Here is a 26,242-nt window from a genome sequence, read left to right as displayed (position 1 = left end):
GCCGTGTTAGCGCTTCAAACCTCGCGCGTCCCTGACATATCGTCGCGCTCTATCCGGCCTTCGGGCCGTACATGAAGGTCCCGCAGAGGTCGGCCTCCGCGGACGCCGCGCCTGGGGCAGACGCCCCCTTGAACGCCATCACGAACAGGGCCGGCGCGCCGCCGATGTCGACGCCCTGGTGCGTCACCAGGTAGGTCGTCGCCACGCCCTTGCCGCAGAAGCCGCCGTTCCGCGCCTTGGCCGGGTCTTCCTTCGTCACCTTGAACACCTCGAGGTCGGCGCTGTCGGCGACGCTGATCAGGCTGGCGAAGCTGGCCTTGGTCGAGGCGTAGGGGTCCGAGCCCTTCAGACGCCCCTCCCCGACGAGGCCGTAGCTCTGGCCCTGCGCGAAGGTCAGGACGCCGGCCGCGCCGGTCATGTCGCCGGTCACGCCCAGCGCGGTGTTGCTGATCGCGTCGAACCTGCCTTCCGGCGGCGTCACGGGAACCGCGAGGGCTTCCGGCGGCGCGGCGGTAGGGGCCGCAGGCGGCGTCGGCGGCGCCGCGGGTTTGCGCTCGCAACCGGCCTGAAGCAGCAGGAGGGCGCCGAGCGCCAGGGCGATCTGTCTGCGCATCAGTTCAACTCCACGCTGGCGTAGCGGCCGTCGTAATTGCAGTTGAAGCTATAGGTGATGGTGCGCGGGCCGGCGTCGGCGGCGACGTAGCCCTGCACCGAGTAGCCGGCGCCCTGGGGCCTGGCGTAGGTGATGCGGTCGATCCGCGCGCGGGCGCCATAGCGCGAGGCCTGGTTCAGCGCCTCGTTCGAGCAGCTATCCACCGCCTGGCGCGAGTCGCCGGACGTCCCGCCCCCGCTGTTGTTGTCCTTGGAGCTGGCGGCCAGGGCGCCCAGCAGCAGCCCGCCGAGCAGAAGCCCGCCGACGACCGCGGCCGTATTGTCCTTGTCCTTCTTGCCGCCGCCGCCATAGCGGTCCTCGACCCGGAACCGGCCTCGACAGCCGCGGTCGACCCAGACCCCGCGCCCGTCCCAGCCCCAGGTCTGGTTTTCGATGCACTGGCCGTTGTTGTTGCTGTACTGGTAGTCGAGCCAGACCCGGCCGCCCGAATTGATCGGGCAATAGTTGCGGCCATATCCGGAAGACGAGCAGTCCACATAGGAGTCGGCGTAAGCCGGGGTAACCGGCGCCGTCCAAAGACCGAGGACGGCCGCCGTGATCATCAAGCCGACACGCATAGCGACCTCCGATGACGTGCAGCGTCACCCTAACGCCAACAACCTTCCGTTGAGAATAGTCCTTGTCATCCGCCGACAATGGAATTCTCATCCAGGCTGGAGCTAGAGAGGGCTGATCCACATGCGACGCGGCTTGATGACTGGCGTTTTCCTGGGCCTGTTCCTGATCGCCGCGCCGGCGACGGCCGATACGCTCGACGACGCGGCGAAGCGGGGTTCTCTGAAGGTCTGCGTGGTCGAGGGCGCGCCCTACGCCATGAAGACCCCCTCCGGGCGCTGGATCGGCCACGAGATCGACATCGGCCAGCGCCTGGCCACCGACTTCGGCCTCACCCCCGAGTTCGTGCCGGTCAGCTATGCCGACATGATGAGCCGCCTGGGCAAGGGCGACTGCGACCTGATCTCCGCCTCCCTGGCCATCGAACCGGATCGCCTGCGCCAAGCCTGGTTCACCACGCCCTACAGCGAAAGCGAAGTGGCCATCGTCGCGGCCGGCGCGGCGCCGGTGCGCATGGCCGACCTGGACAAGGCCGACGTGGTGATCGGCGCGGTGGCCGGGTCGCCCGCCGTCCTGCTCACCCGCTCGAAATTGCCGGCGGCGACGGTCGAGGAGTTTCCCGATTTGCTGGCCGCCGAGCGCGCGCTGCAGGGCGGCGCCGTCGCCGCCCTGGCCCACAAGGCGCCGATCCCCCGCCTGGTCGCGGTCAGGAGCCCGGAGAGGTACGTCGTCGTCGAGGGCGAGCCCCTGGCCCGCACCGCCGACGCCTTCGCCGTCCGCAAGGGCGATGCGGACCTGCTGAACGTCCTCAACGGCTGGGTGGAAGCGCGCAAGCGCGACGGCTTCCTCCCGCGAACCAACAGCTATTGGCTGACCACCCTCGACTGGACGGAGCGGTTGAAGCCGCGCGCGCCGGCCGCGGCGAAGAAGTAACCATCAGGGCTTTGCGGCCCGCATGGTGATCGCCCCGATCAGCCCGGCGGCGGCCGCGCCCAGCGCCGCCGCCGACATCGCCCAGCGATAGCCCTGGGTCATGGCCTCGGCCCCGGCCGAACCAGGGGCCAGGACGAAACCCGCCAGGGCCACGGCCAGCAGGCCGCCGATCCGCGCCGTCGCATTGTTGACGCCCGACGCCGCGCCCTCATAGGCGCTCGGGACCGCGCCCAGCACCGCGTCCGTCAGCGGCGCGACCGCGACGCCCATCCCGAGGGCCAGCAGCACCAGGCCGGGGAACACCCCTGTCCAATAGCCCGCGTCGTGCGCGCTCCAGGCCAGGCCCGCAAAGCCGGCCGCTACCAGGAACGGGCCGATGGTCAGCATCGCCCGCACGCCGATCCGAGCTGACAACGCCCCGGCCATCGGCGAAAGCACCGCCAGCCCGATCGACAGCGGCAGCAGGGCGGCGCCGGCCGCCGTCGCCGGATAGCCGTGCACCCGGATAAGCTGGAACGGCAGCAAGAACAGCGCCCCGCCGAACGCCGCATAGAGCAGCAGGGTCAGGCCGTTGGCGCCGGAAAAGGCGCTGCTCCTGAACAGGCTCAAGGGGACCATCGGGCTTGGGGCCCGCCGCTCGATCCACAGGAAGCCGGCCAGTAGGACCACGCCCAGGCCGCCGAGCGTCCAGGCCAGCGGCGAGGCGCCCTGGGTCGAAGCCTGGGTCAGGCTCCAGGTGACGGCGCTGAGGCCCAGGGTCGCGCAGGCCGCCCCCGCCCAGTCGACCGGCCCGGCGGCCGGCGCGCGGCTCTCCCTGGCGCCCGCCAGGATGAAGCCGATCGCCAGCCCCGCCAGCGGCAGATTGATCAGGAACACCGCCCGCCAGGACACCGTGTCGGTCAGCCAGCCGCCCAGCACCGGCCCGACCGCGCTCATCAGCCCGCTGGCGCCGGCCCAGACCCCGACCGCCCGGCCCCTGCCCTTCTCGTCGAACGATGCGCCCAGCAGGGCGAGGCTGGCCGGGACCAGCAGGGCTGCGCCGATCCCCTGCACCGCCCGCGCCATGATCAACAAGGGAAGATTCGGGGCCGCGCCGCAAAGCGCCGAAGCGGCAGAAAACAGGATCACGCCGACCACGAACACCCGCCGCCGGCCATAGCGATCGGCCGCCGCTCCGCCGGCCAGGACCAGCGCGCCCAGCATCAGGGCGTAGGCGTTCATGATCCATTGCGCGCCGGCCGCGTCGCCGCCCAACTGCTGCTGGATCACCGGCAAGGTGAGATTGACCGCCGAGCCGTCGATGAACGCCAGGCTCGAGCCCAGCACCGTCCCGGCCAGCACCAGCGGCCCGTTCGACGGCTCGTCGCAGGGCGCTGTCGCCTCGACCACGCCGCGGTCGCAGGGCGGGACCGCTACCTGGCTCATGGCGGCCGGCCCGAAACGAAAAGGGCCCCGCGGCGCATGTCCGCGGGGCCCCTGATCATTGGTCGCTCACCCAGGCTCTAGGCGGCGCCGCCCTTGTCGCGGCGCTCGGCGTAGATGACCAGCGGCTGGGCGCGGCCTTCCACCACCTCGGCGTTGACCACCACTTCCTCGACGCCGTCATAGGTCGGCAGTTCGTACATGGTGTCGAGCAGGATGCCTTCCAGGATCGAGCGCAGGCCGCGCGCGCCGGTCTTGCGCTGGATAGCCTTGCGGGCCACGGCGCTGAGCGCGTCGTCGGTGAAGGTCAGGCCGACGTTCTCCATGTCGAACAGGCGCTGGTACTGCTTCACGAAGGCGTTCTTGGGCTCGGTCAGGATCTTCACCAGGGCGGCCTCGTCGAGGTCGTCCAGGGTGGCGATCACCGGCAGACGGCCGATGAACTCCGGGATCAGGCCAAAGCGCAGCAGGTCGTCCGGCTCCACCTGGCGGAAGATCTCGCCGGTGCGGCGGTCGTCGGGGTCCGACACCTTGGCGCCGAAGCCGATCGAGGTGCCCTGGCCGCGGGCCGAGATGATCTTTTCCAGGCCGGCGAACGCGCCGCCGCAGATGAACAGGATGTTGGTCGTGTCCACCTGCAGGAATTCCTGCTGCGGATGCTTGCGGCCGCCCTGGGGCGGCACGGAGGCCACCGTGCCTTCCATGATCTTCAGCAGCGCCTGCTGGACGCCCTCGCCCGACACGTCGCGGGTGATCGAGGGGTTGTCCGACTTGCGGCTGATCTTGTCGACTTCGTCGATGTAGACGATGCCGCGCTGCGCGCGCTCGACGTTGTAGTCGGCCGACTGCAGCAGCTTCAGGATGATGTTCTCGACGTCCTCGCCGACATAGCCGGCTTCGGTCAGGGTCGTGGCGTCGGCCACGGTGAACGGCACGTCGATGATTCGGGCCAGGGTCTGGGCCAGCAGGGTCTTGCCCGTACCGGTCGGCCCGATGAGCAGGATGTTGGCCTTGCCCAGCTCGACGTCGTTGTTCTTGGTCGCGTGGTTCAGGCGCTTGTAGTGGTTGTGGACCGCAACCGAGAGCACCTTCTTGGCGTGGTCCTGGCCGATCACGTAGTCGTCGAGGACTTCGCGGATCTCCTTCGGCGTCGGAACGCCGTCCTTCGACTTAACGAAGGAAATCTTGTGCTCCTCGCGGATGATGTCCATGCACAGTTCGACGCACTCATCACAGATGAACACCGTCGGGCCCGCGATAAGCTTGCGGACCTCGTGCTGGCTCTTGCCGCAGAATGAGCAATAAAGCGTGCTCTTGGAGTCCCCGCTCGCGGCCTTGGTCATGCTCGTTTCTCACTCTCTCGACAACGCAGACCGTGGTCTTCGCCATCGTTCGGCCCGGAGGCGTCCCTGACGCCATCAGTGCAGGATACGTGCCCGGGGTTGTCTAATCCTTGACATTCCCCGATCCGGGCCACGATCACAAGCCTCTGACATGCTTCAGTGACAATTGGCGTCGGCGGGGCCCGATGGCGGGCATGTCCGAATCCCTAGATGGGATTGTGTTGAAGTGGCGCAAGTGAGACGCCCTGACGCCGCATAAGCCTCTCCTCAAACGGCCGGCCCGGCGTTAGCGGTCTTGTTTGAGTTGACACGCCCAAATTCTGAGCGTGTTGGGGGACATATGGCTAGACGACAACTGCGACGCATCGGCGGAGCGCAGGTGGAATCCTTGGACGAGCGTATCGAAGACGCTGGCGTGGTGGCCTTCGACTTCGACGGCACCTTGACCACTCACGACAGCTACACCGCCTTTCTGAAGTGGCGGGCCGGTCCCGCGCGCTACAATCTTGGCCTGGCCAAGCTGCTGCCGGCCGCCGTCTCCTATCTCGGCCACCGCAATCGCGGACGCATCAAGGCCGCCGCCACGCGGGAATTCCTGGCCGGCGTCTCGCGCGAGCGCCTGGAGGCGGACGCCCGCGCCTTCGCCGAGCTGATGGCCCCGCGCATGCTGCGCCCGGACGCGCTGCGGACCTGGCGCCGCTGGGGCCAGCGCCGCGCCAAGCTGGTCATCGTCACGGCCTCCCCGGAGATCGTGGTCGCCCCCTTCGCCCGCGGGCTGGGCGCCGACCTGCTGATCGGCACGGAGCTGGTGTTCGACGCCCGCGACCGGGTGACCGGCGGCTTCAATGGCCCCAATTGCCGGGGCCCGGAGAAGGTCCGCCGGCTCGAGCAGGTGTTCGGCCCCGGCGTGCGTCTTCGCGCCGCCTATGGCGATACGAGCGGCGATCGTGAGATGCTCGCCATAGCCGACGAGCCCGGCTACCGCGTCTTCCAGGAAAAGCCCTGATCCCGCCTCGGTTGGAGGAACCATGACCACAGTCGTCTCCGGCGCCCAGATCGCCGCCGCCCGCGCCCTGACCGGCGTCAGCCAGGCCAGACTGGCCGCCCGCGCCGGCCTGGACCTCCAGACCTTGCGACAGCTCGAAGCCAACGGCCACGGCCCGCTGGACGTCACGGCCGAGGTGGAGAGCGTCCTGCGCGCCCTGGACGACTTCGGGGTGCTCTTCATCGACGACGGCGACGGGTTCGGCTCGGGCGTGCGCCTCAAGTTCAGCCGCAAGGAGGCGAAGGCCATCGGCGCCTGGGAGGACGAAGGCGGGATCGTCGGCGACGACGACGTTCCCTAGGGCGATGCGGTTCCGTGTCCAGAAGCTGATCCGCGACCGCCTGCCCGCCATGATGCGGGCCGACGGCCTCGCCGTCTTCGAGCGCCGCCTGGGCGAGGCGGAGTTCGTCGCGGCCCTTAAGGAAAAGCTGGTCGAGGAAGCGCAGGAGGCCAGGGAGGCGACCTCGCCGGCCGAGCTGACCGGCGAACTGGCCGACGTGCTGGAGGTCATCCACGCCCTGGCCGCCGCGCACGGCCTGTCGATGGCCGAGATCGAAGCCAGGCGCCTGGCCAAGCGCACCGAGCGCGGCGGCTTCGACGATCGCGTCTTCAACGCCGCCGTGGAGGCGCCTGACGGCCTGCCCGCGGCGGACTACTATCTCGCCCGGCCGCAACAGTACCCCCGCGAGGACTGAGGCGCATGAAGCATGCCGGGGAACACGCCCTAGATCAGCTCGAACCGCTATTGGGCGAGCTTCGCGCCCTCCCCGGCATGGTCGAGAAGAAGCGCGGCGTCTTCTATCGCAGGTCCAAGGCGTTCCTGCACTTTCACGAAGACCCCAAGGGCCTGTTCGCCGACCTGCGCGATGCGGCCGGCGGCGACTTCGATCGCTTCGACGTCACCGGCGAGCCCGGGCGGGCCGCACTCGTCGCCACGACCAGGGCGCGGCTCACGGCCTAGCCGGCCAAGGCTCCACCTGGCCCACGATGCTCAGCGGACGGTCGGCCCGCACCGCCTCCAGCACCCCGCCGGAGATCTCCGCGTTGGTCAGCCAGCGCGATCCGCCGTCAACCACCCGAAACCCCAGCACCACCTGGCGCAGCCGGCATTCCGCCAGCCCCTCGGCCACGGCTGCGGCGGCGGCCAGACGGTGCGGATAGGCCGGATCGGCCGTGGCGCTGCCCAGCACCTGGAACATGCGTCCCCTCACCCGCTGCGCCAGCAGCCGGGGCGCGGCGATCTTCAGGGTGTGAAACCAGGCGATGGCCAGTTCGACCGGCCCGTTGCGCTCGATCGCCGCGTCCAGCGCCCGAGCGAACGCGGCCTCGTCATGGTAGTCGCAGTCGATCCCGCCGGGCCGCTGCGAGGCATGGCGCGACAAAAGCGAAAGGCGCCCGCCGTCGCCGGCGAGCGCCTCCACAAGTCCTGACAGCATGCCGGTTCCGCCCACGACGAGGACGTGACCTGGCATGGCGCGCCTAGTCCTCGGCGCGGCGCTCGATCACGTGGTCGACCAAGCCCCACTCCTTGGCCTCTTCCGGGGTCATGAAGGTGTCGCGGTCGAGCTTTTCCTCGACCTCTTCATAGGAACGGCCGGTGTGCTTGGCGTAGATCTCGTTCAGCCGGCGCTTGGTCTTGATGATGTCCTCGGCGTGGCGCTCGATGTCCGAGGCCTTGCCCGAGTAGCCGCCCGACGGCTGGTGCACCATGATGCGGCTGTTGGGCAGCGCGATGCGCTGGTCCTTCTCGCCGGCCATCAGCAGGAACGACCCCATCGACGCGGCCATGCCCATGCACAGGGTCACGACCGGCGAGCGGATGTACTGCATGGTGTCGTAGATCGCGAGACCGGACGTCACCACCCCGCCGGGGGAGTTGATGTACATCTGGATCTCTTTTTTCGGGTTCTCGGCTTCGAGATACAGCAGTTGGGCGCAGATCAGCGCCGACATGCCGTCCTCGACCGGCCCGTTGAGGAAGATCACGCGTTCCTTCAGCAGGCGCGAGAAGATGTCGAAGGCGCGCTCGCCGCGGCTGGTTTGCTCCACCACCATGGGCACGAGGTTCAGCGCGGTGATCTGCGGGTCACGCATAAAGGGAAGCCTCTCTGAATGGATCGACTCTGCACGCAGAGCCGCGTTCCCCTCCGATATCGCGTGGCGGAGGGGCCAGCGCAAGGTGACCGATAGTCCTAAAGAAAATCCCTCCCGTTTCCGGGAGGGATTTCTGCGTCCGTGGAAGGGCCGGTCGGCGCTTAGGCGCCGTAGCCTTCCGGCATGTCGTCTTCCTTCAGAAGGTCGTCCTTGGAGACCTTCTCGTCCTTCACCGTGGCCTTGCCGACGATCAGGTCGACGACCTTGTCCTCGAAGATCGGCGCGCGAAGCTGGGCCTGCATGCCGGCGTTCTGGCGGAACATGTCGAAGATCTGCTGGGCCTGCGGGCCATAGCGCATGGCTTCCTGGCGCATGGCGTCCAGCAGTTCCTGCTCGGTCACCTGGACGTTGTTGACGCGGCCGATCTCGGCCAGCACCAGGCCCAGGCGCACGCGGCGCTCGGCGATCTTGCGGTATTCGGTCTGCAGTTGGTCCTCCGACTTCTCGGCGTCCTCCGGCGGCAGGCCGCCACGTTCCTTGTCGGCCTGGACCTGTTGCCAGATGGCGTTGAACTCGGCTTCCACCATCTTCGGCGGCAGCGGGAAGTCGTGCTTTTCGTCCAGCACGTCCAGCAGGGCGCGCTTCAGCTTGAAGCGCGAGGCGCCGGCGTACTGCGACTCCAGGTTCGACTTCAGCAGTTCCTTGAGCTTCTCGAGGCTCTCGACGCCCAGACGCTCGGCCAGGGCGTCGTCGGCCTTGGCGTCGACCGGGGCGCGGACTTCCTTCACCGTGGTGGTGAACTCGGCGTCCTTGCCGGCCAGGTTGGCGGCTTGGTAGTCGGCCGGGAAGGCCACCTTGACGATGACTTCGTCGCCCGGCTTGGCGCCGACCAGTTGCTCTTCGAAGCCCGGGATGAACTGGCCCGAACCCAGCACCAGTTCCGAATCCTCGGCCGTGCCGCCCTGGAAGGCTTCACCGTCGATGCGGCCGACGAAGTCGATCAGCAACTGGTCGCCGTCCTTGGCCTTCAGCGACTTGCCGGTGCGCGGCTCGTAGGTGCGGCTCTGCTTGGCCAGCTCGTCCAGCGCCTCGTCGACCTCGGCCTCGGTGGGCTCGTAGACCGGGCGGGTCAGGGCGATCTTGCTCAGGTCGGTCGGCTCGAAGTCCGGCATGATCTCGACCGCGATCTCGTAGGAGAGGTCGGCCTTGCCGTCGATCACCTGGGCGATGTCGCCTTCCGGCTTCAGGTCGGGCTCGCCGGCCGGACGCAGCTTGTTGTCTTCCAGCACCTTCTGGGTGGTTTCCGAGATGGTCTGCTCGACCACTTCGGCCATCAGGGCCTTGCCGTGCAGGCGGCGGACGTGCGCGGCGGGCACCTTGCCCGGACGGAAGCCCTTGATGTTGAGCTGCGGCGTGATCTCGACGATCCGCGCCTCGAGCCGCTCGTTCAGGTCCGCGACCGGAACGGTCACGCCATAAACGCGGCTCAGGCCTTCGCCAGACTTTTCAACGATCTGCATCGACATTCTCGAATTTCGGAGTGCGGCGCGGGCTCGCGCCGGCAGGTCCGCCCTAGGGGTGAAAAGGTGGTCGCCGCCGAACGGAGCGGCGGCGAGCGGGCGCTCTTATGTCATTTCGCACGCCCCAGTCCAAGCGCAAAGACGGCCGGGCCTTCCCGCGCCAGGGGTCAGGCGGGCGCCGACATCTCCGCAGACGCGCCCACGGCCCGCAGCCGCATCGCGCCTGGCGAGACGCCCAGGTGCCGCTTGAACGCGCGGCTGAAGGCGGGACCGGATTCATAGCCCAGCCGGCCGCTGACCTCAGCGATGCTCAACCCCTGCTCGACCAGCAGCGCGCTGGCCAGGTACATCCGCCAGCGCGCGACGTAGCGGGCCGGCGAAAGCCCCAGCACCCTGGTGAAACGCTCGGCGAACATCGAGCGCGAGAGGCCGGCGGTGCGGGCCAGCGCCTCGATGGACCAATCGTTGGCCGGATCCTGGTGGATCGCGGCCAGGGCGCGGCCGATCTTCGGGTCATGGATGGCGGCCATCCACCCCTCGGCCTCGCGCCCGCCGTCCCGCACCCAGGCCCGGATCAGCCGGGTGATCACCACGTCGGCCAGCCGCGACAGCACCGTCGCCGCGCCGATCTTCTGGTCAAGGACCTCGTCGGCCATCGCCGCCAGCAACGCCGGCAGCGTGGGATCGCTTCGCGCGCCCGCGACCGAAACCACCACCGGCATCAGCTCCAGCAGCGGATTGAGGCAGGGCTCGCGGAACCGCACGTTGCAGCAGGCGATCACCGCGGTGGCCGCCGCTGGGCCATCCAGCCGGTAGACCCGGTCCCCGATCGGCCGCACCGGCATGTCGGAGATGCAGGTCGTCCGGCCGTGCTCGGTGTCGCTCAGGCAATGGGTCGTGCCCTTGGGCAGCAGCACCGCATCGCCGGCGTCCAGCCGCATCGGCTCCTGGCCCTCGACCCGCAGCCAGCAGGCGCCCTCGATGATGAAATGCAGCCGCGCGGTCCCGTCCTTGGGGAAGTTGACGCCCCAGGGCGCCGACAACCGGCAGCAGCCGTAGGAGACGCCCACGATCCTCAAGTCCCTAAGGATGCGGCTCAGCGGGTCCTCGTCCATCGCCCGATGAAGGTCCGAGACCGGCGGACTGAGCTGGGCCTGCAAGCTAGCATCGGGCAATTGACCGGTTCCTGATCCAAACGATCGGAAGAGATGTGGTGGCGCGCCCGGCAGAACCATGCCCAGGCTTCCGCTTTTCTTTGCCGTTCGTCCGACGCCGGGCCTAGGCCGCGTAGCAGGACGCCTCCTGCGCGGCCCGGCGGCGGCGCAGGGCCGCCACCAGGCAGAGGCCGACCGCAGCGGCCATCCCGCAATAGACCGCCGCGCTCAGCACTCCGAAACGGTCGACCAGCAGACCGCCCATCACGGCGCCGGTGGCGATCGCGACCTGGAAGGCGGCGGTCAGCAGCCCGCCCGCCAGTTCCGGCCGGTCCGGCACGTCCGTCACCATCCAGGCCTGGAAGCCCACCGGCAAGGCGGCGAAGGCCAGCCCCCAGAGCGTCAGCGCCAGGCCCGCGAGCCAGGGCGAACTCCCGAGCAGCACCAGCCCCGCCATCGATGCGGCCATCAGGCCCGCGCCGCCGATGATCGCCAGCTTGGGATCGCGCTCCGCCACGAAGGCGCCGACGAAATTGCCGATGAACCCGGCGCAGCCGAAGGCGAGCAGCACCAGCGAGATAGCGGCGACGTCCAGTCGCGCAACCTGCTCCAGAACCGGCCGGATATAGGTGAAGCCGGCGAAGTGGCCCGAGATCACCACCAGCACGGAGGCCAGCACGACCAGCGCGCGGGGACGCGCGGCCACCTCCATCAGGTCGGCCAGCTTGGCGACCGCGGTGGGTTTCAGCTTCGGCAACGTGAACCAGAGCCCGACCAGAGCCAGGACGCCCACCACCCCGGCGATCAGAAACGCGGCGCGCCACCCCCAGACGTCGCCGACATAGGCTCCGATCGGCGCGGCTGAGACCGTCGCCACGGTCACGCCCGTGAAGACGATCGACATGGCGCGCGGAAGCACCGGCATCGGCACGAGTCGCATCGCCGTAGCCGCCGCCATCGACCAGAAGCCGCCGAGGCTGACCCCGAGCACGACCCGCGCGGCCAGCAGCATGGGCAGGTTCGCCGCCGCAGCCGTCATGAGGTTCGAGATGCAGAGGAGCAGGAGCAACCCCAGCATCACCCGCCGGCGATCCCAACGGCTGGTGAAGACCGGGACCAGCAAGGCCGCGAACGCCCCGACGACGGCCGTGGCCGTGACGGCCTGCCCTGCGGCCCCCAGGCTGACCCCCAGGTCCGCCGCCAGGGGCGTCAGCACGCTAGGCGGCAGGAACTCGGCGGTGACCAGCGCGAAGACGCTGAGGGAGAGCGTCAGTATGCCGTTCCAGGCAGGCTTGGCAGGCCCCGCGCCGTCGGAGACGGCGACCGCATCGGGCCGATCGGCGGACTGGATTTCAAGCATACGCGACTCCGGATTGGAGCCCCCAGGTAGGCGGGGCGCCCCGGCGTCTCAATGTCGGAATGTCCGGAAGTCTTGACCGTCCGTCCGATGCTGGCGGCCAGCGCCGACGAAGGCAGAGGAGCTGGTGCGGCTAGAGGGACTCGAACCCCCACGGTTTCCCGACGGTACCTAAAACCGTTGCGTCTACCAATTCCGCCATAGCCGCAGGCAGGCCCCCCTCTACCGTGCGGCGGCGGAACTCAGCAAGTCATCTCCTGAGTTCCGCGCCCGCCGCCGCTCAGCCGCCGATGAGCTCCAGGGCCACCGGAACGAGCGAGATCACCAGCAGCAGGGCCATGCCGATGTTGAACGCGCGCAGCACCGCCGGCTTGTCCAGGAACCGCCGCAGGCCGACGCCGAATCCGGTCCAACTGGCGATGCACGGCAGGTTTATGACCGCGAAGATCAGCGACACCACGAGGATGTTGGCCACGTAGTTGTCACGCGGCGCATAGGCGGTCACCGCGCCCAGCGCCATCGCCCAGGCCTTGGGGTTCACCCACTGAAAGGCGGCCGCCTGCAGGAAGGTCTGCGGGTGCGCGCCCGCCTCCCCCATGCCCAGCCCCGTGGACGTGGCGATCTTCCAGGCCAGCCACAGCAGATAGAGCCCGCCGATCACCGCCAGCACGTCATGCAGTCCCGGATAGGCGGCGAACAGCCCGCCCAGCCCAAGCCCCACGGCGACCACCAGCAGGAAGAAGCCGCCCGACACGCCCAGTTGGTGCGGGATCGTGGCCCGGAACCCGAAATTGGCGCCCGAGGCCATCAGCATCGTGTTGTTGGGTCCAGGCGTGATCGAGGAGACGAAGGCGAAGAGCGCCAGCGCCGCCAGGAGTTCAGGGGTAAGCGAGGTCATGGAAGGCTCCGATCGGATCGCGGTCCGGCGTCGGCTTGGGCCTCAAAAGCAAAACCCCTCCCGTCGCCGGGAGGGGTTTTCTGCTGCACGTCAGGTTCGTTGCCGAACCCTAGACGCTCCCGCCCTCCCAAACACGCATGATCGTCCGCCCGGTTGCTACCGGACGGCTGATAGCCACGATGGCTGCTGCGCGCTGAAGGTTCGAGGTCATCCTGCGCCAGCCGTTAGCATGGGTCGGGCCGGCTGGCCACAGCCTAGCCCAGGCGCCCCTCGTAAAGCCGGCGCAGGACGCTCGGCGCCAGGCCGGGCAGGTCCTCGGCGATCAGGCCCGGCCCGTGCAGGTCGGCGATCTCGGCATGGATCCAGGCCGCGGCGCAGGCGGCTTCGAAACTCTCCATCCCCTGGGCGATCAGCGCGCCGATGAACCCGGCCAGCACGTCGCCCGAGCCGGCGGTGGCCAGCCAGGGCGATCCGTTGGCGTTGACGCAGGCCCGGCCGTCCGGCGCGGCGATCACCGTGTCGGCGCCCTTCAGCAGCACGATGGCGTCGGCCCGCTGGGCCGCGCGCCGCGCCGCGGTGATCCGCTCGGGCGAATCCTGCAGCAGTCCCGGGAACAGCCGCTCGAACTCGCCCGGATGCGGCGTCAGCACGTCGTCGACGTCCAGCACCGAGAACAGCTCCTCCGGGTCGTCGCGGAAGACGGTGATCGCGTCGGCGTCGATGACCAGCGCCGCCCCGGTCCGCGCCAGCGCCATCACATTGACCAGGGTGTTCTCGGTGACGCCCGCCGCCGGCCCGATGATCGCGGCGTCCACGTCGGCGGCCGCCTGTTCCAGTTCGGCCTCGGTGTCGAAGCCCTTCAGCATCACCGCCTCCAGATGCGCGGCGTTCACCGACAGCGCCTCGCTGGGCGAGAGCAAGGTCACCACCCCGGCGCCCATCCGCAGGCCCGCACGCGCCGAGAGCCGCGCCGCGCCGGTGTTCCACGCCTCGCCCGACACCACCACCAGCCGTCCGCGCGCATGCTTGTGCGAGTTCGCCTGCGGCCAGGGAAAGCGCGCCAGCCAGGCCTCGGGGCCGTTCTCGATCAGTAGGCCCGGGCCGTCGGCCAGGCCGATGTCGGCGACCACCACCTCGCCGCACAGCTCATGCCCGGGCTGCAGCACGTGGGCGGGCTTCTTGGCGTGGAACGTCACCGTCAGCCCCGCCACGATCACCGGCCCCTGCGGCGCGCCGGTGTCGCCCGGCAGGCCCGAGGGCACGTCGATCGCGACCACGGTTTCGGGATGGGCGGCCAGCCGCGCGACCATCGCCGCCGCCTCGCCGTTCAGCGCCCGCGCGAGCCCCGCGCCGAACATGGCGTCCACATAGAGCTGCGCCTCCAGCGGGGCGTCCCAGGGCGTCAGTCCGCCCTCCCAGGCCGCCGCGGCGGCGCGCGCGTCGGCCGTCTGCGGCTCGGCCAGCGCCCTCACCTCGACCGGCCAGCCGCGCGCCTTGAGCAGCCGGGCCACGACATAGCCGTCGCCGCCGTTGTTGCCGGGCCCGCAGAGCACGCAGACCGGCAACTGGGGGAAACGCTCGACGATCACCTCGGCGACCGCGGCCCCCGCCCGCTCCATCAGCTCGACGCCGGGCGCGCCCGCGGCGATCGCCGCCTGATCGGCGGCCGTGACTTCGGCGACCGTGAGAATCTTTCGCGCAGCCACGGCCGCTCCTCGTCTGACCTAAAGGACTTGGGTAGAGGCTTCGCGCCCCCGCTCCACCAAGGTCAAGCGCTCGCCGTCGGTTTCCAAGGTCGAGATCGAGGCGTGATCAGGGCGGAAGACCAGAACGCGCTCGTCGCCATCCAGATGCGAGATCACCGCATTGATCGCCACATAGTGCGAGAACACCGCCGTTCCCCCGCGCGAATGCAGCGCCTTCACCACCTCCCCGCGCCAGGCGTCGTAGTCGAGATCGCCCTCGACGTCCTTCCAGCGTCCCTGGAACACGCCGCGCAGCCAGGCGGGCCGCTCCGCGGCGCTCAACGCCCGGGGCGTCGGGATCTCGCCCACGAAGGGCTCGATCTCGAGCTCGACGCCCAGGGCCGCGGCCGTCGGCGCCGCCGTCTCGCGGCAGCGGCGCAGGGGCGAGCTGACCACGCGCGTCGGCCGCTCGCCCTCGGGCAGGCTCATCAGGTAGTCCCGCGCCGCCTGCGCCTGCGCCTGGCCCGCCGCGTCCAGACCGGGGTCCTCGTCGGCCTCGCCCCAGACGGCGGCCGGCTTGCCATGGCGGATCAGGTAAAGTCGGGACATCGAAATCAATCCGGTATGAAGATGTTGCGGGTCCCGTCCTCGGAGCGGCTGACGGTCCCGGTGCGGCCCACCGCTTCCTTAGCCTCAAGTCCGGCCAGCGTCGCCTCGTCCGTCGGCGTATTGGCGACAAACCGGCGGCCTTCCGAATCGCGCCCGACGACGATGCCCATCATGTAGCCCTCGCGGCCGTGGACGACCGTGTAGGTCTCGATAGTGGCCGCGCCGTTTGGCTCTTCGATGACAGCCGGGTGCGGCAAGGCGTCGATCTGGGCCTGGATGATCTTCGGGTCCTGCCGTTCGAACGGCCCGGGCAGCGGCCTGGTCGAATAGACGCCGGTCGACTGCTTGGTCAGGAACCAGCCGTTGGCGGTCACCAGGCCGTAGGAGCCCGGATCGTCCCGCAACCGCTGCATCATCACCGCGATCGAGTGCATGGCGTAGTTGTTGCCCGGCCCGCCCATATAGGGCAGCCCGCCGGTCACGGTCAGTCCGCGCGGATCGTCCAGCGCCAGGCCCAGCTCCTCGGCCCCGACCTCCACCGCCACCGGGAAGCAGGAATAGAGATCGATGTGGCCGATGTCGGCCAGCCCGACCCCCGCCATGTCCAGCGCCCGCTTGCCGGTCAGCCGCATCGCCGGGCTGGAATGGAAGTCCTGGCGGTCCAGCGGATACCAGAGGTCCGAGGCGTCGGCGCAGCCATGCAGGTAGACGAGCCGGTCCTCCGGCACGCCCAGCTCGCGCGCCGTCTTCAGGCTGGCCACCAGCACCCCGGCCGACTGGTCGACCTCCATGATCGCGTTCAGGTACTTGGTGTAGGGAAAGCCGACCATGCGGTTGCGGTCGGTCACCTCGACCAGTTCCTGCGCCGAGCGCTCGATCGGGAACCAGGCCTCGGGGTTCTTCGCAGCCACCTGGGTGAAGGGCGCGAACAGCTCGCCCAGGCGCTTCTGGTGGTCGGGGATCGAACGCCCGTCCCGGGCCCGCAAGGCGTTCTCGAACAGCGGATAGCAGTTGATGGGCCGCCCCAGGCCATGCTTGGCCTCGTAAGGCGTCACGCCCGGACGCGGATCGCCGATGCGGTCCGGCTCGGGCAGGTCCTCGGCGTCGTCCCAGTCGGCGAAGCCCAGCCCCTTGGTCAGCCGCTTGGTGGCCGAGCCCAGGAACTCGCAGCCGACCACCAGGGCGAAGTCGGTCTCGCCCTTGGCGATCCGCTCGCAGACCGTGTTGACCAGTTGCTGGGGACTGTTGCCGCCCATGTGCGAATAGACCGCATATTTCGGATCGGCCCCGATCCGCCTGGCCAGGGTCGCCGGCGGATTGGTGGAGTGCGGCACAAGCCGGCCGCCGCCGGGCGCGTCGATCGTGAAGCCCACGACGGCCAAGCTATCGATCTGCGAGAGCTTCTCTGCGGGCAGGCCCGCGTCCGCCGCGGCGCGTTCCGCCGCAATCTTCAGCAATGCCGTTGGGGAAGGCGAAGCGCCCGGATCGCCCCTATAGGTGAATTGGCCCGCTCCGATGAGAACTGGTGTCCGCTCGTCCATCATTCTCTCCCCTGCGCGACTGATCGCGCGCCGCGAGGGCCGTCGAACAGACGCGAACTGTATGTTTCCGGCGCTGATCGTGATTTGGGCGCCGTGTGCCTAAAAATGCATCATTCACATCATCGCACGCTCCCGCGACGGAACCGCAAGCCCATCCCCCTTGTCGCCCCTGCCTGGAGCGTGCTCGTAGCCGCCAACCGCCCCCGGCGGCGCCGTCCCTAGCGAGGCCAGTGAGCTTGGAATGAAAAAGATCGAAGCCATCATCAAGCCGTTCAAACTGGACGAAGTGAAGGAAGCCCTGCAGGAGCTGGGCGTCCAGGGCATGACCGTCATCGAGGCCAAGGGCTACGGCCGCCAGAAGGGCCACACCGAACTCTACCGCGGCGCAGAGTACGTGGTGGACTTCCTGCCGAAGATCAAAATCGAAGTGGTCGTCAGCGACGACCAGCTCGAAGCGGCGCTGGAAGCCATCGTCGGCGCGGCCCGCACCGGCCGCATCGGCGACGGCAAGATCTTCGTTTCGGAGATCACCGACGTCCTGCGCATCCGCACCGGCGAGACCGGCGCCGCAGCCGTCTAAGACCTACTGCTATCGGACTTCTTCAAGGGGATAAGACCATGGCCACGACCGCCAAGGACATTCTGGATCAGATCAAGGAAAAGGACGTCAAATACGTCGACGTCCGCTTCACCGACATTCGCGGCAAGATGCAGCATGTCACCTTCGACATCGACCTGGTCGATGAGGACTTCCTGACCGACGGCACCATGTTCGACGGCTCGTCGATCGCCGGCTGGAAGGCCATCAACGAGTCCGACATGAAGCTGCGTCCGGACCTGGACACCGCCTATATCGACCCCTTCTACCAGCAGACCACGCTGTGCCTGTTCTGCGACATCGTGAACCCGGACACCGGCACGCCCTATAACCGCGACCCGCGTTCGATCGCCAAGGCGGCCCTGAACTACGTGAAGTCGTCGGGCATCGGCGACACCGTGTTCTTCGGCCCGGAAGCCGAGTTCTTCATCTTCGACGACGTGCGCTGGTCGACCGCCCCGCACAAGACCGGCTATTCCTACGACTCGACCGAACTGCCGTCGAACACCGGCAAGGAATATCCGGAAGGCAACATGGGCCACCGGCCCGGCCCGAAGGGCGGCTACTTCCCGGTCAACCCGGTCGACAGCAGCCAGGACCTGCGCGGCGAAATGCTCGCCGTCATGGGCGAGCTAGGCATGAAGCCGGAAAAGCACCACCACGAGGTGGCCCCGGCCCAGCACGAACTCGGCCTGAAGTTCGACACCATGATCACCATGGCCGACCGGATGCAGCTCTATAAGTACGTGATCCACAACGTGGCCGCGGCTTACGGCAAGACGGCGACCTTCATGGCCAAGCCGATGTTCGGCGACAACGGTTCGGGCATGCACGTCCACCAGTCGATCTGGGCCGACGGCAAGCCGCTATTCGCGGGCGACAAGTACGCGGGCCTGTCGCAGATGTGCCTGTGGTACATCGGCGGCATCATCAAGCACGCCAAGGCGATCAACGCCTTCTCGAACTCGACCACCAACTCCTACAAGCGTCTGGTGCCCGGCTACGAAGCCCCGGTGAAGCTGGCCTACTCGGCCCGCAACCGTTCGGCCTCGATCCGCATCCCGCACGTCGACTCGCCGAAGGCCAAGCGCATCGAAGCCCGCTTCCCGGACCCGATGGGCAACCCCTACCTGACCTTCGTCGCCCTGCTGATGGCCGGCCTGGACGGCATCATCAACCAGATCGACCCGGGCGCGGCCCAGGACAAGAACCTCTACGACCTGCCGCCGCGCGAGCAGAAGAAGGTTCCGGAAGTCTGCGGTTCGCTGCGTGAAGCCCTGGAAAACCTCGACAAGGACCGCGCCTTCCTGAAGGCCGGCGGCGTCATGGACGACGACTTCATCGACTCCTACATCGAGCTGAAGATGCAGGAGGTCATGCGCCTCCAACTGCATCCGCACCCGGTCGAATTCGACATGTACTATTCGTGCTGATCGAAGCCGCCTGAGGCGATCTTCGAAGGGGCCGCGGAGCAATCCGCGGCCCCTTTTTCATCGCCCGGTGAAGCTTCACGTTGACGAACTACGTTCGGTTGCGTCGTCATCCCCGCTCACCCTGCGAGTCGAAGCAGGGATCAATTGGGGGAAACGCCATGAACAAGCTGCTTGTGGGCGCCGCTGCGTGGGTGCTGGCCGCTGGTATCGCTTCGAGCGCCGGCGCGGCGACCTACGAAGCCCAGATCGTCCGCACCAGGTACGGCATCCCCCATGTGACGGCGAAGGACTTCGGCGGCCTCGGCTATGGCCAGGCCTACGCCTTCGCGCAGGACAACCTCTGCCTGATCGCCGACAAGATCGTCACCGTGAACGGCGAGCGGACCAGGCGCTTCGGGCCCGACGCCACCACCGTCATCGCCTTCACCGACATCAAGAACCTCGAGAGCGACTTCTTCTTCCGCGCCCAGGACGATATCGCCTCGCTGCGCGCTAAGCTCGACAAGGGGCCCGCCGACTACCGCGCCCTGGTCCACGGCTACGTCGCCGGCTTCAACCGCTACCTGGCCGACACGCCGAAGGAGAAGCGCCCCGCCGAGTGCCGCGACGCCGCCTGGGTCCGCCCCATCGGCGTCGACGACATGCTGCGCCTGAACGAAGAGCGGATGATCCAGGCCAGCGGCGGCGCCTGGCTGCGCCAGACCAACGCCGCGGCGCCGCCCAGCGCCGCGGCGCCGGCCAAGGCCGCCGCCAATGTCGGCCTGCCCGATATGGCCGAGCAGATCGGCCTCGGCTCCAACGGCTGGGCGTTCGGCCGCGACGCCACGACCAACAGGTCCGGCCTGCTGCTCGGCAACCCGCACTTCCCGTGGGAGACCACCAACCGCTTCTACGAACTGCACCTGACCATCCCGGGCAAGTTCGACGCCATGGGCGTGACCATCGCCGGCGCGCCCGGCCTGTCGATCGGGTTCAACAAGGACGTGGCCTGGACCCACACGGTCTCCACCGACCGCCACTTCACCCTGTTCGAACTGGCGCTCGATCCGGCCGACCCGACCGCCTACCTGGTCGACGGCAAGCGCCACGTCATGGATCGCAGGACCGTGACCGTCGACACCGCCGCCGGCCCGCAGACCCGCACCTACTACGCCACCGTCTACGGCCCCGTCGTGGTCATGCCCCAGGCCGGGCTCGCCTGGACCGACAAGACCGCCTACGCCCTGCGCGACGCCAACAAGGGCAACAGCGCCGCGGCCGGAACCTGGCTGGACATCAGCCGCGCCAAGTCGGTCGGCGAGATCAAGGACCTCATCACCACGTCGCTGGGCATTCCGTGGGTCAACACCATCGCCGCCGACCGCCACGGCGACGCGCTCTACGCCGACATCACCGCCACCCCGAACGTCTCGGCCGAGAAGCTGCAGGCCTGCGCGCCCAGCCCCGCCGCGGCCAGGCTGGCGGACGCCTCGCGCGTCTACGTGCTCGACGGCTCGCGTTCGGCCTGCGACTGGGACGCCCCTGGCCTGATGCCCGGCGCAACCATGCCCGCCGTGATCCGCACCGACTACGTGGCCAACAGCAACGACAGCTTCTGGCTGGCCAACGCCAAGGCCCCGCTGCCGGCCCACTCTCCGATCGTCGGGCTCGTCGACACGCCGCAGAACCTGCGCACCCGCTCCGGCGTCGTCGAGATCGACGCACGCCTGGCCGGTACGGACGGCCTGCCCGGCAAGGGCTTCGACCAGGACGCGGTGAAGACCATGCTGTTCTGGAACAAGAACCACGCCGCCGAACTCTACCTCGACGACACGCTGAAAGCCTGCGAGGGCGGCGGCGCGACCGCGGCAGAAGGCAAGAGCGTCGACCTCGGCCCAGCCTGCGCGATCCTGGCCAAGTGGGACCGCCGGATGGACAACGACAGCGTCGGCGCCCTGCTCTGGATGGAATACTGGCGCCAGGCCCAGAAGATCGCCGACCTCTACGTCACGCCGTTCAGCGCCGCCGATCCGATCAACACCCCGCGTGGGCTCAAGACCGCCCCCGACACGGCCGCCAAGCTGCGCCAGGCCCTGGCCGGCGCCGTCGAGTTGATGGCCGCCCAGAACATCCCGCTGGACGCGCCCTACGGCGCCCACCACTTCACGATCCGCGGCCAGGACAAGATCCCGGTTCACGGCGGCGAAGGCAGCGACGGCGTGCTCAACGCCCAACAGGCCCGTTTCGACGCCAAGGCCGGCGGCTACGTGCCCTATCACGGCTCCAGCTACATCCAGGTCGTCACCTTCGACGACAAGGGGCCGGTCGCCGACGCGGTGCTGTCCTACTCCCAGTCCACCGATCCGGCCTCGCCGCACTACGCCGACCAGACCTGGCTCTATTCGAAGAAGGGCTGGCACCGCCTGCCCTTCCACGGCGCCGACATCGCCGCCGACGCGCCGAGCGCGCCGCTGGTGCTCAAGGGGAACTGACGCCTCGAAAGGGGGGTCGGCGTCGCCGGCCCCCTGGCCCGTTCCGGCACAGCTTGCGGTTTTTCGTCCTGCGCGACGCCCGCCCGCCGCATGCCGATACGGGCCGGCGCGCGAACTGGAAACCCCGAAATACAATTATTTACAATATCTTAATCCGCTCCACACGGCGCATGGCGACGCGCCGCCGGATGGCCCGCGACTTGCTCCCCGGTCCCTCAGGACAATTGCGTCCAGCGATGCGGGGCTGCTCAATCGATGCGAAGAACGTCGAAGAAGACAACGAACAGGATGCTCTTTGGTCTGCTGCTGGCGACCATCGTCATCCCGCTGCCGGCCATGACGCCCGCCCTGCTCTCCAGCGCGCTCGGGGCGATGTCGCTGGTCGCCACGCCCGTCGCGGGCTCCACGCAGATGGTCCCGGTCTATTTCATGCCCGCGCGCGGCCGCCCCAAACAGGTCCTGCTCCCGGAAACCCAGCTTGCCGGCATGGCCGAGCCCCGGTCCGCCATCCACGAGACCAGCGTCGAGCAGGCCCTGCCGTTCGAAGCCATCCGCACGCCGACGCTCTATGAGATCGATCCGCGCCTGCCCTCGCCGTGGCACTGGCTGGTGGCGCCCGACCCGGCCGCGGGGCCGCGGCCCGGAGGTCCCCTGCCCCGCTTCCCGACGCCGGTTCCCGAACCCTCGACCTGGGCCATGCTGATCACCGGCTTCGTGATGGCCGGCGCCGTCATCCGCCGCCGTCGCGGCGCCGCGGCGGCCGCCCTCGTCTAGCGGACGCCATCGCGGCCGTTCGGGGGCCTACGAGCGCTCATCGACGCTACGCCGCCCGGTCGCATTGATTTAGCAGCCGGCGCGATTCATATGGGGCGGTCTCGAATCGTTCCATTTTCAGGTCGCATGTCCCAGGCCGCTCCCCCCCAAGCTTCGCTCTTCGACGACGCCCTCAACCCCGCGCCGGCTGCGCCGCTGGCGCAGAGCCATGAGCCACGTCCCGATCCGGCGGCGCTGACCGACAAGCCGGCCAGCGGGTACTCCGCCAAGGACATCGAGGTCCTCGAGGGCCTGGAGCCGGTCCGCAAGCGGCCGGGCATGTACATCGGCGGCACCGACGAGCGCGCCCTGCACCATCTGTTCGCCGAGGTGCTGGACAACGCCATGGACGAGGCCGTCGCCGGTCACGCCAAGGTCATCGAGGTCAAGCTCGACGCCGACGGCGTCCTGAGCGTCAAGGACGACGGCCGCGGCATCCCGGTCGACCCGCACCCCAAGCATCCGGGCAAGTCGGCCCTGGAAGTCATCATGACCGTCCTGCACTCGGGCGGTAAGTTCTCCGGCAAGGCCTATGAGACCTCCGGCGGCCTGCACGGCGTCGGGGTCTCGGTGGTGAACGCGCTGTCGGAGCGCGTCGACGTCACCGCCTGGAAGGACGGCTTCGAGTGGCGCCAGTCCTTCAGCCGCGGCAAGCCGCTGGGCGCGATCGAGAAGCTCGGCGCGACCCGCAAGAAGGGCACCGCGATCGCCTTCCTGCCCGACGAGCAGATCTTCGGCGAGGGCTGCGCCTTCAAGCCCGCGCGCCTCTACCGCATGGCCCGCTCCAAGGCCTACCTGTTCGGCGGCGTCGAGATCCGCTGGAGCTGCGATCCCTCGCGCATCCACGACCAGACCCCGGCCGAGGCGGTGTTCCGCTTCCCCAACGGCCTGGCCGACTTCCTGGCCGAACGGGTCAAGGACATCGAGACCGTCACCCCCGAGCCCTTCGCCGGCCGCTACGAGCGCCCAGGCGAGACCGGCAAGGTCGAATGGGCCGTCACCTGGACCCCCGCCGGCTTCGGCGAGGCCGACAGCTTCATGCAGTCCTACTGCAACACCGTGCCGACCCCGGAAGGCGGCACGCATGAGGCCGGCCTGCGCGCCGCCCTCACCCGCGGCCTGAAGCAGTACGCCGAACTGACCGGCGAGAAGCGCGGCGGCCTGATCACCGCCGAGGACGTCGTGGCCCAGGCCGGCGCCCTGGTCAGCGTGTTCATCTCCAACCCGGAGTTCCAGGGCCAGACCAAGGAGAAGCTCTCCTCGTCCGACGCCCAGCGCCTGGTCGAGAACGCCCTGCGCGATCCCTTCGACCACTGGCTGACCGCCCAGCCGAAATCGGCCAGCATCCTGCTGCAGTTCGTCATCGACCGGGCCGAGGAGCGCCTCAAGCGCCGCCGCGACCGCGACGTCCAGCGCGCCTCGGCGACGCGCAAGCTGCGCCTGCCCGGCAAGCTGGCCGACTGCTCGGGCCAGGCCACCGACGGCACCGAGATCTTCTTGGTCGAAGGCGACTCCGCCGGCGGCTCGGCCAAGCAGGCCCGCAACCGCAAGACCCAGGCGATCCTGCCCCTGCGCGGCAAGATCCTGAACGTCGCCTCGGCCTCGGTCGACAAGCTGGTCGCCAACAAGGAGCTGTCGGACCTGCTGCTGGCGCTCGGCGTCCAGCCCGGCAAGAAATTCAAGGAAGAGGATCTGCGCTACGAGCGCGTGGTGATCATGACGGACGCCGACGTCGACGGCGCCCACATCGCATCGCTGCTGATCACCTTCTTCTACCGGACCATGCCGGACCTGATCCGCGCCGGCCGCCTCTACCTGGCCCTGCCGCCGCTCTACCGGATGAGCCACGGCGGCAAGACCATCTACGCCCGCGACGACGCCCACCGCGAAGAGCTGCTGGCGACCGAGTACAAGGGCAAGAAGCCCGAGATCGGCCGCTTCAAGGGCCTGGGCGAAATGATGCCCGGCCAGCTCAAGGAGACCACCATGGATCCGTCCACCCGGACCATGGCCCGCGTCACCCTGCCCCGCGCCGAGGAAACCGTCGAAGACCTGGTCGAGGCGCTGATGGGCCGCAAGCCCGAGCTGCGCTTCCGCTTCATCCAGGAAAACGCCGAGTTCGCCGCCGACGACCTCGACGTCTAGGCGCGCCGCCGCCACGCAACGTCTCGGACGCTCGCCCTGCGACCCCCGATTTTCGGCCGCCAAGCAGTGTCTCAGAATGCGTCCGCCGAGGTCCGCGCGCTCTACATCGGCGAACCTCAAGACCCGCCTTGAACTGCAAGGGGACAGAACGCGTTTGACTTGACGCCATGTCTCCGTATCTTCCGCGTCGCGCGACGATCGCCGTCTGCGCCGCCGCGGTTCGCTAGCTCGTCTCCGGACGGGCCTTCCGCCCCCATTGCTGCTGAATGACCGAATTTTCCGAACTGGGCCTGTCGCCCGCGACGCTCCAGGCAGTTGCCGACACCGGCTACACCACGGCCACCCCGATCCAGGCGCAGGCCATTCCCGTCGCCCTTCAGGGCCGCGACGTGCTTGGCATCGCCCAGACCGGCACCGGCAAGACCGCCGCCTTCACCCTGCCGATGATCGACCGCTTGGCTGCGGGCCGGTCGAAGGCGCGCATGCCGCGCTCGCTGGTGCTGGCCCCGACGCGCGAGCTGGCCGACCAGGTCGCCGCCTCTTTCGAGAAGTACTCCAAGGGCCAGAAGCGCACCCTCTCGTGGGCGCTGCTGATCGGCGGCGTCTCCTTCGGCGACCAGGAGCTGAAGCTCGATCGCGGCGTCGACGTGCTGATCGCCACGCCCGGCCGCCTGCTCGACCACTTCGAGCGCGGCAAGCTGCTGATGACCGGCGTCCAGATCATGGTGATCGACGAAGCCGATCGCATGCTCGACATGGGCTTCATCCCCGACATCGAGCGCATCTTCAAGCTGACCCCGGCCAAGAAGCAGACGCTGTTCTTCTCGGCGACCATGCCGCCGGAAATCACCCGGCTGACCAAGCAGTTCCTGAACGATCCGCTGCGGATCGAGGTCGCGCGGCCGGCCACCACCGCCGAAACCATCACCCAGCATCTCGTCCGCCTGCCCACCTCCGATCCGAAGGCCAAGCGCACCGCCCTGCGCATGCTGATCGAGAAGGCCGAGGTCGACACCGGCATCGTCTTCTGCAACCGCAAGTCCGAAGTCGACATCGTCGCCAAGTCCCTGAAGAAGCATGGCTTCGACGCCGGCCCCATTCACGGCGACCTGGACCAGGCGACCCGGATGCGCACGCTGGAGAGCTTCCGCAAGGGCGAGCTCAAGCTGCTCTGCGCCTCCGACGTCGCCGCCCGCGGCCTCGACATCCCCGCGGTCAGCCACGTCTTCAACTACGACGTCCCGCACCACGCCGACGACTATGTGCACCGCATCGGCCGCACCGGCCGCGCCGGCCGCAGCGGCGAGGCGTTCATGATCGTCACCCCGGCCGACGCCAAGAACATCGACAAGGTGCTCAAGCTGATCGGCAAGGTCCCTGAAGAGGTCGTGCTGGAAGGCGTCGACTTCGCCGCGATCAAGGACGAGCGCCGCGTCAGCAGCCGCGAACGTGGAGGCCGCGAACGCAGCGGCCGTGAGCGCGGCGGCGAGCGTGAACGTGGCGGGCGTGATCGCGCCCGTCCGATCGCGGCCCACGGCGAAGTCGCCTCCATGGAGCCGATCGTCGCCGCCCCCGTCGAAGCCGAAGGCGAGGCCGAGGCGCCCAAGCGCCGCACGCGCGCCCGCGCCGAAGCGCCGGCCAAGGCCGCGCCCAAGGCGGCCGCCCCTCCCGCTCCCGCGCCGGCTCAAGCGGCGGCCGAGCCCTCGCGCCGCGAGCGTCCGCGCCGCGACCGCGACCATCGGGACGGTCGCGACAATCGCGACAGTCGTGAGGACCGCGACGGCGTGGTCGGCTTCGGCTCGGACATCCCGGCCTTCCTGCTGCGCAGCGCGCCGCGCACGACAACTACGGAATAGCTGGAAAAGCTGCACTTTTAACGGCTCGTTCGGCTCTCCGCGCTAGGCGGAATCGACATTCAGCGCAGCCAGATCATGGTGGCGGCGAGGTGTACGA

24 protein-coding genes and 1 tRNA gene are annotated in these 26,242 nt (G+C 68.9%); 11 read left to right on the top strand and 14 right to left on the bottom strand.

The annotated features are described in order from the left end of the window. Positions 1-49: 49 nt before the first annotated feature. Positions 50-613 (bottom strand): hypothetical protein, encoded by a 564-nt coding sequence (locus RTL41_RS10460; protein ID WP_312164079.1) that lies wholly within the window; start codon positions 611-613, stop codon positions 50-52. Then, complete coding sequence (locus tag RTL41_RS10455) at positions 613-1,230, bottom strand: DUF3011 domain-containing protein (RefSeq protein ID WP_312164077.1); 618 nt, start codon at positions 1,228-1,230, stop codon at positions 613-615. The genes RTL41_RS10460 and RTL41_RS10455 overlap by 1 nt, the downstream gene beginning before the upstream one ends. Positions 1,231-1,366: 136 nt before the next feature. Between RTL41_RS10455 and RTL41_RS10450 the strand changes: the two genes are divergently transcribed. Beyond that, the gene (locus RTL41_RS10450) at positions 1,367-2,161 is read left to right on the top strand and encodes an ABC transporter substrate-binding protein (protein WP_312164075.1); all 795 of its coding nucleotides are present in this window, start codon (positions 1,367-1,369) and stop codon (positions 2,159-2,161) included. A gap of 3 nt (positions 2,162-2,164) precedes the next feature. Here the strand turns inward: RTL41_RS10450 and RTL41_RS10445 are convergent, their stop codons facing one another. Further along, the gene (locus RTL41_RS10445) at positions 2,165-3,586 is read right to left on the bottom strand and encodes a DHA2 family efflux MFS transporter permease subunit (RefSeq protein ID WP_312164073.1); all 1,422 of its coding nucleotides are present in this window, start codon (positions 3,584-3,586) and stop codon (positions 2,165-2,167) included. Positions 3,587-3,663: 77 nt separating this feature from the next. Then, positions 3,664-4,926, bottom strand: coding sequence for an ATP-dependent Clp protease ATP-binding subunit ClpX (clpX, locus tag RTL41_RS10440; RefSeq protein WP_312164071.1), 1,263 nt, complete (start codon positions 4,924-4,926; stop codon positions 3,664-3,666). 340 nt (positions 4,927-5,266) lie between these two features. Here clpX and RTL41_RS10435 point away from each other — a divergent pair, with 340 nt between their 5' ends. Genes RTL41_RS10435 through RTL41_RS10420 form a run of 4 tightly spaced genes read left to right on the top strand, consistent with a single transcriptional unit; the run spans position 5,267 to position 6,932 of the window. Continuing rightward, complete coding sequence (locus tag RTL41_RS10435) at positions 5,267-5,932, top strand: HAD-IB family hydrolase (RefSeq protein ID WP_409418322.1); 666 nt, start codon at positions 5,267-5,269, stop codon at positions 5,930-5,932. Positions 5,933-5,954: 22 nt separating this feature from the next. Further along, positions 5,955-6,272: a helix-turn-helix domain-containing protein gene (locus tag RTL41_RS10430; protein WP_312164067.1), complete on the top strand. Its 318-nt coding sequence runs from the start codon at positions 5,955-5,957 to the stop codon at positions 6,270-6,272. 4 nt (positions 6,273-6,276) lie between these two features. Then, on the top strand, positions 6,277-6,666 hold the full coding sequence (locus tag RTL41_RS10425; RefSeq protein ID WP_312164065.1) for a nucleoside triphosphate pyrophosphohydrolase: 390 nt from the start codon (positions 6,277-6,279) through the stop codon (positions 6,664-6,666). A gap of 5 nt (positions 6,667-6,671) precedes the next feature. Further along, complete coding sequence (locus tag RTL41_RS10420; protein ID WP_312164062.1) at positions 6,672-6,932, top strand: hypothetical protein; 261 nt, start codon at positions 6,672-6,674, stop codon at positions 6,930-6,932. On the opposite strand, the gene RTL41_RS10415 is transcribed toward RTL41_RS10420, so the two are convergent. The 10 genes from RTL41_RS10415 to RTL41_RS10370 form a co-directional block, all read right to left on the bottom strand. After that, positions 6,922-7,407 (bottom strand): hypothetical protein, encoded by a 486-nt coding sequence (locus RTL41_RS10415; RefSeq protein WP_312164060.1) that lies wholly within the window; start codon positions 7,405-7,407, stop codon positions 6,922-6,924. The genes RTL41_RS10420 and RTL41_RS10415 overlap by 11 nt on opposite strands. Before the next feature lie 43 nt (positions 7,408-7,450). Continuing rightward, positions 7,451-8,065 carry an ATP-dependent Clp protease proteolytic subunit gene (locus RTL41_RS10410; RefSeq protein ID WP_293407738.1) on the bottom strand — a complete coding sequence of 205 codons (615 nt, stop codon included), beginning with the start codon at positions 8,063-8,065 and terminating at the stop codon, positions 7,451-7,453. Positions 8,066-8,226: 161 nt separating this feature from the next. Continuing rightward, positions 8,227-9,585: a trigger factor gene (gene tig, locus RTL41_RS10405; protein ID WP_312164059.1), complete on the bottom strand. Its 1,359-nt coding sequence runs from the start codon at positions 9,583-9,585 to the stop codon at positions 8,227-8,229. A gap of 167 nt (positions 9,586-9,752) precedes the next feature. Next, on the bottom strand, positions 9,753-10,760 hold the full coding sequence (locus tag RTL41_RS10400) for an AraC family transcriptional regulator (protein ID WP_312164058.1): 1,008 nt from the start codon (positions 10,758-10,760) through the stop codon (positions 9,753-9,755). A 103-nt stretch (positions 10,761-10,863) separates the two neighbouring features. Further along, positions 10,864-12,099, bottom strand: coding sequence for an MFS transporter (locus RTL41_RS10395; protein WP_312164057.1), 1,236 nt, complete (start codon positions 12,097-12,099; stop codon positions 10,864-10,866). A 122-nt stretch (positions 12,100-12,221) separates the two neighbouring features. Then, positions 12,222-12,304 (bottom strand) — tRNA-Leu (locus RTL41_RS10390). Between the two features lie 72 nt (positions 12,305-12,376). Beyond that, positions 12,377-12,994, bottom strand: coding sequence for a LysE family translocator (locus RTL41_RS10385; protein WP_312164056.1), 618 nt, complete (start codon positions 12,992-12,994; stop codon positions 12,377-12,379). A gap of 254 nt (positions 12,995-13,248) precedes the next feature. After that, positions 13,249-14,700: an NAD(P)H-hydrate dehydratase gene (locus RTL41_RS10380; protein WP_312164054.1), complete on the bottom strand. Its 1,452-nt coding sequence runs from the start codon at positions 14,698-14,700 to the stop codon at positions 13,249-13,251. Between the two features lie 18 nt (positions 14,701-14,718). Then, entirely contained in the window at positions 14,719-15,288 is a 570-nt protein-coding gene (locus tag RTL41_RS10375; RefSeq protein ID WP_312164052.1) for a histidine phosphatase family protein, read from the bottom strand. A 5-nt stretch (positions 15,289-15,293) separates the two neighbouring features. Further along, positions 15,294-16,829 (bottom strand): acetyl-CoA acetyltransferase, encoded by a 1,536-nt coding sequence (locus RTL41_RS10370; protein WP_312164050.1) that lies wholly within the window; start codon positions 16,827-16,829, stop codon positions 15,294-15,296. A gap of 241 nt (positions 16,830-17,070) precedes the next feature. Here RTL41_RS10370 and RTL41_RS10365 point away from each other — a divergent pair, with 241 nt between their 5' ends. From RTL41_RS10365 to RTL41_RS10340, 6 genes are all read left to right on the top strand, one after another. Further along, complete coding sequence (locus RTL41_RS10365) at positions 17,071-17,409, top strand: P-II family nitrogen regulator (protein ID WP_267233004.1); 339 nt, start codon at positions 17,071-17,073, stop codon at positions 17,407-17,409. A 38-nt stretch (positions 17,410-17,447) separates the two neighbouring features. Continuing rightward, a complete protein-coding gene (glnA, locus tag RTL41_RS10360; RefSeq protein ID WP_312164047.1) occupies positions 17,448-18,860 on the top strand; it encodes a type I glutamate--ammonia ligase in 1,413 nt (470 codons plus the stop codon). 158 nt (positions 18,861-19,018) lie between these two features. Further along, complete coding sequence (locus RTL41_RS10355; RefSeq protein ID WP_312164045.1) at positions 19,019-21,331, top strand: acylase; 2,313 nt, start codon at positions 19,019-19,021, stop codon at positions 21,329-21,331. Between the two features lie 288 nt (positions 21,332-21,619). Further along, positions 21,620-22,105, top strand: coding sequence for a PEPxxWA-CTERM sorting domain-containing protein (locus RTL41_RS10350; RefSeq protein WP_312164043.1), 486 nt, complete (start codon positions 21,620-21,622; stop codon positions 22,103-22,105). 126 nt (positions 22,106-22,231) lie between these two features. Next, positions 22,232-24,289: a DNA topoisomerase IV subunit B gene (gene parE / locus RTL41_RS10345; protein WP_312164041.1), complete on the top strand. Its 2,058-nt coding sequence runs from the start codon at positions 22,232-22,234 to the stop codon at positions 24,287-24,289. Positions 24,290-24,555: 266 nt separating this feature from the next. Next, entirely contained in the window at positions 24,556-26,145 is a 1,590-nt protein-coding gene (locus tag RTL41_RS10340) for a DEAD/DEAH box helicase (protein WP_312164039.1), read from the top strand. The last annotated feature ends 97 nt before the right edge of the window (positions 26,146-26,242 follow it).

This window comes from Phenylobacterium sp., assembly GCF_031984885.1.
Taxonomy (GTDB): Bacteria; Pseudomonadota; Alphaproteobacteria; order Caulobacterales; family Caulobacteraceae; genus Phenylobacterium.
This window is presented reverse-complemented; position numbering and strand designations above follow the sequence as displayed.

Bases quoted from the DNA above. Each gene is read 5' to 3' on its own strand.
- RTL41_RS10460 (WP_312164079.1), bottom strand. From the start codon at position 613: ATGCGCAGACAGATCGCCCTGGCGCTCGGCGCCCTCCTGCTGCTTCAG.
- RTL41_RS10455 (WP_312164077.1), bottom strand. From the start codon at position 1,230: ATGCGTGTCGGCTTGATGATCACGGCGGCCGTCCTCGGTCTTTGGACG.
- RTL41_RS10450 (WP_312164075.1), top strand. From the start codon at position 1,367: ATGACTGGCGTTTTCCTGGGCCTGTTCCTGATCGCCGCGCCGGCGACG.
- RTL41_RS10445 (WP_312164073.1), bottom strand. From the start codon at position 3,586: ATGAGCCAGGTAGCGGTCCCGCCCTGCGACCGCGGCGTGGTCGAGGCG.
- clpX (WP_312164071.1), bottom strand. From the start codon at position 4,926: ATGACCAAGGCCGCGAGCGGGGACTCCAAGAGCACGCTTTATTGCTCA.
- RTL41_RS10435 (WP_409418322.1), top strand. From the start codon at position 5,267: ATGGCTAGACGACAACTGCGACGCATCGGCGGAGCGCAGGTGGAATCC.
- RTL41_RS10430 (WP_312164067.1), top strand. From the start codon at position 5,955: ATGACCACAGTCGTCTCCGGCGCCCAGATCGCCGCCGCCCGCGCCCTG.
- RTL41_RS10425 (WP_312164065.1), top strand. From the start codon at position 6,277: ATGCGGTTCCGTGTCCAGAAGCTGATCCGCGACCGCCTGCCCGCCATG.
- RTL41_RS10420 (WP_312164062.1), top strand. From the start codon at position 6,672: ATGAAGCATGCCGGGGAACACGCCCTAGATCAGCTCGAACCGCTATTG.
- RTL41_RS10415 (WP_312164060.1), bottom strand. From the start codon at position 7,407: ATGCTGTCAGGACTTGTGGAGGCGCTCGCCGGCGACGGCGGGCGCCTT.
- RTL41_RS10410 (WP_293407738.1), bottom strand. From the start codon at position 8,065: ATGCGTGACCCGCAGATCACCGCGCTGAACCTCGTGCCCATGGTGGTG.
- tig (WP_312164059.1), bottom strand. From the start codon at position 9,585: ATGCAGATCGTTGAAAAGTCTGGCGAAGGCCTGAGCCGCGTTTATGGC.
- RTL41_RS10395 (WP_312164057.1), bottom strand. From the start codon at position 12,099: ATGCTTGAAATCCAGTCCGCCGATCGGCCCGATGCGGTCGCCGTCTCC.
- RTL41_RS10385 (WP_312164056.1), bottom strand. From the start codon at position 12,994: ATGACCTCGCTTACCCCTGAACTCCTGGCGGCGCTGGCGCTCTTCGCC.
- RTL41_RS10375 (WP_312164052.1), bottom strand. From the start codon at position 15,288: ATGTCCCGACTTTACCTGATCCGCCATGGCAAGCCGGCCGCCGTCTGG.
- RTL41_RS10370 (WP_312164050.1), bottom strand. From the start codon at position 16,829: ATGGACGAGCGGACACCAGTTCTCATCGGAGCGGGCCAATTCACCTAT.
- RTL41_RS10365 (WP_267233004.1), top strand. From the start codon at position 17,071: ATGAAAAAGATCGAAGCCATCATCAAGCCGTTCAAACTGGACGAAGTG.
- glnA (WP_312164047.1), top strand. From the start codon at position 17,448: ATGGCCACGACCGCCAAGGACATTCTGGATCAGATCAAGGAAAAGGAC.
- RTL41_RS10355 (WP_312164045.1), top strand. From the start codon at position 19,019: ATGAACAAGCTGCTTGTGGGCGCCGCTGCGTGGGTGCTGGCCGCTGGT.
- RTL41_RS10350 (WP_312164043.1), top strand. From the start codon at position 21,620: ATGCTCTTTGGTCTGCTGCTGGCGACCATCGTCATCCCGCTGCCGGCC.
- parE (WP_312164041.1), top strand. From the start codon at position 22,232: ATGTCCCAGGCCGCTCCCCCCCAAGCTTCGCTCTTCGACGACGCCCTC.
- RTL41_RS10340 (WP_312164039.1), top strand. From the start codon at position 24,556: ATGACCGAATTTTCCGAACTGGGCCTGTCGCCCGCGACGCTCCAGGCA.